This window comes from Microcella pacifica, assembly GCF_009371975.2.
GTDB lineage: Bacteria > Actinomycetota > Actinomycetes > Actinomycetales > Microbacteriaceae > Microcella > Microcella pacifica.
On record NZ_VIKT02000043.1, the window covers coordinates 1 to 4,778 of the forward strand.

General features: G+C 70.8%; 5 protein-coding genes. 1 reads left to right on the plus strand and 4 read right to left on the minus strand.

All coding sequences use genetic code 11. From position 1 onward, the window contains the following. Positions 1 to 155: 155 nt before the first annotated feature. The 4 genes from FK219_RS13150 to FK219_RS13165 form a co-directional block, all read right to left on the minus strand. Positions 156 to 713, minus strand: coding sequence for an NADPH-dependent FMN reductase (locus tag FK219_RS13150; protein ID WP_152584323.1), 558 nt, complete (start codon positions 711 to 713; stop codon positions 156 to 158). Positions 714 to 839: 126 nt separating this feature from the next. Continuing rightward, positions 840 to 1,619, minus strand: coding sequence for a siderophore-interacting protein (locus FK219_RS13155; RefSeq protein WP_152584324.1), 780 nt, complete (start codon positions 1,617 to 1,619; stop codon positions 840 to 842). A gap of 14 nt (positions 1,620 to 1,633) precedes the next feature. Then, positions 1,634 to 2,620: an aldo/keto reductase gene (locus FK219_RS13160; protein WP_152584325.1), complete on the minus strand. Its 987-nt coding sequence runs from the start codon at positions 2,618 to 2,620 to the stop codon at positions 1,634 to 1,636. Positions 2,621 to 2,654: 34 nt separating this feature from the next. Further along, entirely contained in the window at positions 2,655 to 3,461 is an 807-nt protein-coding gene (locus FK219_RS13165; protein ID WP_235923974.1) for an alpha/beta fold hydrolase, read from the minus strand. A 291-nt stretch (positions 3,462 to 3,752) separates the two neighbouring features. Here FK219_RS13165 and FK219_RS13170 point away from each other — a divergent pair, with 291 nt between their 5' ends. After that, the gene (locus FK219_RS13170; protein ID WP_152584327.1) at positions 3,753 to 4,685 is read left to right on the plus strand and encodes a DUF4349 domain-containing protein; all 933 of its coding nucleotides are present in this window, start codon (positions 3,753 to 3,755) and stop codon (positions 4,683 to 4,685) included. Positions 4,686 to 4,778: the final 93 nt, after the last annotated feature.

Here is a 4,778-nt window from a genome sequence, read left to right on the forward strand (position 1 = left end):
TCGCCTGGTGGATAGGCCAGCCCCCACAGGCTGGCAACCCACGATTACGCGAATCGAGGCCCCAGCCTCAAGAACCGGACCGAAGACCCATATCGTCTAGGCGCGCGTAGCGCCCCGTGAGCCGCGCCCCGTGCCCCGCGCTGTGTGCGCAGTGCCTATGTGCGCAGCGCGGCGAGCGGCCCGGCGAGCGACGCGAGGTCGTCGATGACGGCCTGCAATGCGCTCTCGCGCGACTCGTCGTGCGCGAGAGCGCCGTCCTCGATCTGACGGCTCGCGCCGGGAATGATGACGTCGGCGGTCGAGCGCACCATGCCGAGCGCGAGCAGCACGGGCTCGAGCGCCGTGACGCCACGCAGGCCGCCGGAGACGCCGCCGTAGCTCACGAACGCGACGGGCTTGCGGCTCCACTCGCGGAAGAGGAAGTCGAGCGCGTTCTTGAGCGCCGGGCTGTAGCTGTGGTTGTACTCGGGCGTCACGAGAATGACCGCCCCCGCGGCGTCGACGCGCTCGCTCCACGCGATCGTGTGCGCCTGCGTGTACTGCTTCTTCGCAGGATGCGCCGGCTCGTCGAGGAAGGGAAGCCCGATCTCGGCGAGGTCGGCGAAGTCGACCTCGTGGCCGGCCGCCTCCACACTCTCGCGCACCCACTGCGCGATGGGGAGGCCGATGCGGCCGGGGCGAACACTGCCGACGATGATCATGATTCGGGTCATGGTGCGCACAACGGCACCCTGCGTTGTGACATTCCCCTACTCAGGGGATTCCCCGTCACGCGGCCGCCGCCCCCGCCCCGTCTCGTGGCCCTTCCACTCCGAAGTTGTGGAAGGAGCGCGGGAGGGTCACCGCCTCCAGTAGCCCTTGACGACGGCACGCTCGACGTCGATGCCCCACGCGGCGAGCACCTGGCGCACGGGCGCGACGATCGACTGCTCGCCGCACGCGAAGACGAAGCGCTCGGCCGAGTCGGCGGGCGTCGGCAGCGCCTGCAGGGCGCTCACGAGGGCGGCGCTGGGGTGCGCGGTATCGGGGTTCAGGATGCTCAGCCGCAGCCCCGCGGGCGGCTCGATGCCGAGCGACGCGAGGTCGAACCGGGTCTCGAGCAGCAGGTGCCCGGTGATGCTCGAGCCGAGCATCCCGAGGTAGCGGCGCACGGCCGGGAGGGCGCTGTCATCGCCGGCGATGACGACCTCGCCGGGCTCGCCGTCGAGCACCACCGATCCCTTGGGGCCCATCATCACGGCGGGCGACCCGAGCGGCGCCCGCGCAGCCCACGCGCCGATCACCCCGGCCTCGGCGTCCTCCTCGCCGTGCACGAGCACGTCCACGTCGATCCAGCCATCATCGACGTCGTGCGCCACGACCGTCTCGGTGCGGGACTCGCCGCGAGGGTGCCCGTCGTCGTCGAGCACGACCGGGCCGCCCTCGGCAGACCCCACGACGATGCGCACATGGTCGCCGCCCCCGGGCGCGATGAAGCCCGCGAGCCCACCGGGCCGCGACGCGACGAACCGCAGGCGCACGTAGCGCTCTACCCCCTCACGCGCGAGGACCGTGCGCGCGCCGAGGCGCAACTCGCGCACCGCGGGCGGGAACGGGTGGCGCGTGAGCGTGTAGGGCATCGGTCGCCTGCCCGCTACCAGCGCTCGTGGATGGCGGCGCGGAAGTACCGGTCGTACAGCTCGACAACGCTCTCGTGGAAGGCGGGCGGCAGGTCGTCGACCTCACCAGCAGCGGCGTTGGCGCGCGCTTGTTCGGGCGACCGGGCTCCCGGTATGACCGTGCTCACGCCCGGCAGCTGCGCGAGCCACGCGAGAGCGGCGGTCGCGGGTGCGAGCCCGTGCTGCTCGGCGAGCGCGGAGAACTCGACGGCCGCGGCGACGCCCGACTCGTAGTCGACGCCCGAGAAGGTCTCCCCCACGTCGAAGGCGGCGCCGTCGCGGTTGTAGTGGCGGTGGTCGTTCTCCGCGAAGGTCGTCTCGCGCGTGTACTTGCCGCTCAGCAGGCCCGAGGCGAGCGGCACGCGCGCGATGATGCCGATGCCGCGATCGAGCGCCACGGGCAGGACGGTCTCGAGCGGCTTAAGGCGAAAGGCGTTGATGATGATCTGCACGGTCGCCAGATTCGGGCGCTCCATGGCGGCGAGCGCCTCGTCGACTCGCTCGACGCTCACGCCGTAGTGGCGGATGCGGCCCTCCTCGACCAGCTGGTCGAGGTCGTCGAACACGCGGTCGATCGAGTAGACAGCGGTGGGCGGGCAGTGCAGCTGCACGAGGTCGAGAGTGTCGACGCCGAGGTTCGCCCGGCTGCGGTCGTTCCAGGCGCGGAAGTTCTGCGTCGAGTAGTTCTCGGGCTCCTGCGGAACGCGGCGCCCCATCTTCGTCGCGACGAAGACGTCGGCCTCCGGGCGGTCGGCGAGGTAGCGGCCGATGAGCTGCTCGCTGCGACCGTCGCCGTACACGTCGGCGGTGTCGAACATCGTGACGCCCGACTCGAGGGCGGCATCGAGGACGGCACGGGCATCCGAATCGGAGACGTCTCCCCAGTCGGCGCCGAGCTGCCAGGTGCCGAGACCGAGAGAGGAGACTGCCGCGCCCGTGCGGCCGAGAGTGGATGTTCGCATCCCTCCAGCGTATGCGCCTTTCGCGAGGCGAGTCTCAGCGGTGCTCGCGGATGACCCGCTCGACAGCGCGCGCAAGCTTCGGGCGGATCAGGTGGTCCATGCCGCTCACGCGCGTCATCGTCACCTTGCGCAGCTGGGACACGATCTTGAGCCCTCCCGGCGCGATGAACGGGTCGAGTGTGCCGTGCACGATGTCGATCGGGGCGGTCACGTCGGCGAGGTCGGCCAGGGAGGTCTGCGACTCGATCGCGTTCTCGAGCGACAGCACGAACGGGGTCCAGTTGCGGGGCGAGACCTCCAGAACGTCCTCGATCGGCGCGATCGAGGAGAGCACGTCGGCCGCTCGCGTGGTGAACTCTCGGTTGGTGCGCAGGAACTGATAAGCGGCGAAGTACAGGCCCATGCTCGCGCGATCGGCGGGATCGCCCATCGCGGCGGGTGGCAGGTAGACGGGCGGGCCGACCATCACGAGGTGGCTGACATCGTCTCGGCGGCGAGCCGCGTACCGCGCGGAGATGAGGCTGCCGAGAGAGTGCCCGACGAGCGTGAACGGCCGCCGCAGGCGCAGCGACCGGATCGTGCGGCGCAGCGCTGCCGTGTGCTCGTCGAGCGTGTAGCGCGCGTGCTCGGGAATCGGTGAGCGCCCGAACCCCAGCAGGTCGATCGCGATGCAGCGGTAGTCGGGCTCGAGGAGCGGCACGAGGTTGTCGAAGGTCACCGACGATGAGGCGAGCCCGTGCACGAGCACGACCACAGGGCGGTCGTCCCCGGGCCCCTCGCCCGAATCGTGGGCGATGTAGAGCCGGGGCGGTCGACGCAGCAGTCTGTCGAGGAAGCCCATGGTTCGAGTCTCTCGCATCGTCAGCGAGGCAATGTCACCGAACGCGCCTTCGCCGATGGCGCCCAGGTCAGGAATGAGTGAGGGGGCCGGCGATCGCCAGCCCCCTCTCCTTCGCGTCCACCCCTAGTCGCGCAGGTCCATACGAGCATTACCGTAGCCATCGGCGGGCGGTCGCGGGCCGGTTGTCATCAGTCCCTCAGGATGCTCAGGGCCGGGGGTCAGGTCACGGTTGCGTTACTGCGCAAAACGTTGGGTGGTGACGCGCCCGAGGGCAGGTCTAGCGTGAGCGCCATGACTCGTCGACTGCGCCTCACGACCGCCGCCTCACTCACCCTGCTCGCCGCCCTTGCGCTCGGCGGATGCTCCGCGGGAGCCTCCGATTCGGCGACCGACTCCGGCGGGCCAGCGTTCGGCGGCGACTCGGGCGGCGAGTCGTTCGACACGCCCGCCGCGGAGGAGGCCGCCCTGGATGGTGAGGCCTCCGACGGCCGCTCGGTCATCACGACCGGCCAGCTGTACCTCACGGTCGCCGCGCCCCTCGAGGCGGCGGAAGAGGCGGCGCGCATCGCCGAGCGCGCGGGAGGCCGCGTCGACGGTCGCACCGAGTACTCGCCCGACCAGGGTCGCTACGCCGCCGCCGAACTGCTGCTGCGCCTCCCCTCCGCGACGCTCACGGAGACGCTCGAGGAGCTGCGGGCTCTCGGCGAGGTGGAGGAGCTCACCCTGCAGACCGACGACGTGACGCGCGAGGTGCAGGATCTCGACGCGCGCATCACGGCGCTGCGCTCCTCCGTCGAGCGGCTGCTCGCCCTGCAGGACGCCGCGGCGACGGTCGAAGACCTCATCGATCTCGAGACGGCGATCAGCGACCGTCAGGGTCAGCTGGAGAGCCTCGAGGCGCAGCAGCGCTACCTCGCCGACCAGGTCGACCTCTCGACTCTCCGCCTGACGCTCGGCTCGGACGCGACGGCACCCGTCGACGAGCCCGACACCTTCCTCACCGGCCTCATCGCCGGTTGGGAGTCGCTCGTGGCCGTCGGCTCGGGCCTGCTCGTCATCGCCGGTGTGCTGCTGCCTTGGCTCGCCGTGCTCGGGGTGCTCGCCCTCGTGATGCTGCTCGTCGTGCGCGGCGCTCGACGCCGCCGGGGGCGGGCCGCGGAACAAGCGCCCGCGGCCGGTGCGTCGACGACGTCGGCCTGGTGTACTCGGTCAGCAGGTTGGTGACACTTCTGTACGGAGAAGGCCTCCAACATTGGTGGTGTTCAACGTCACCGAAGTGGAGGCCTTCTCTATGACCCACCGTAATGCGCGGCTCAC

Excerpts from the sequence above, each read along its gene's own strand:
- FK219_RS13150 (WP_152584323.1), bottom strand. The coding sequence starts at position 713 with ATGACCCGAATCATGATCATCGTCGGCAGTGTTCGCCCCGGCCGCATC.
- FK219_RS13155 (WP_152584324.1), bottom strand. The coding sequence starts at position 1,619 with ATGCCCTACACGCTCACGCGCCACCCGTTCCCGCCCGCGGTGCGCGAG.
- FK219_RS13160 (WP_152584325.1), bottom strand. The coding sequence starts at position 2,620 with ATGCGAACATCCACTCTCGGCCGCACGGGCGCGGCAGTCTCCTCTCTC.
- FK219_RS13165 (WP_235923974.1), bottom strand. The coding sequence starts at position 3,461 with ATGGGCTTCCTCGACAGACTGCTGCGTCGACCGCCCCGGCTCTACATC.
- FK219_RS13170 (WP_152584327.1), top strand. The coding sequence starts at position 3,753 with ATGACTCGTCGACTGCGCCTCACGACCGCCGCCTCACTCACCCTGCTC.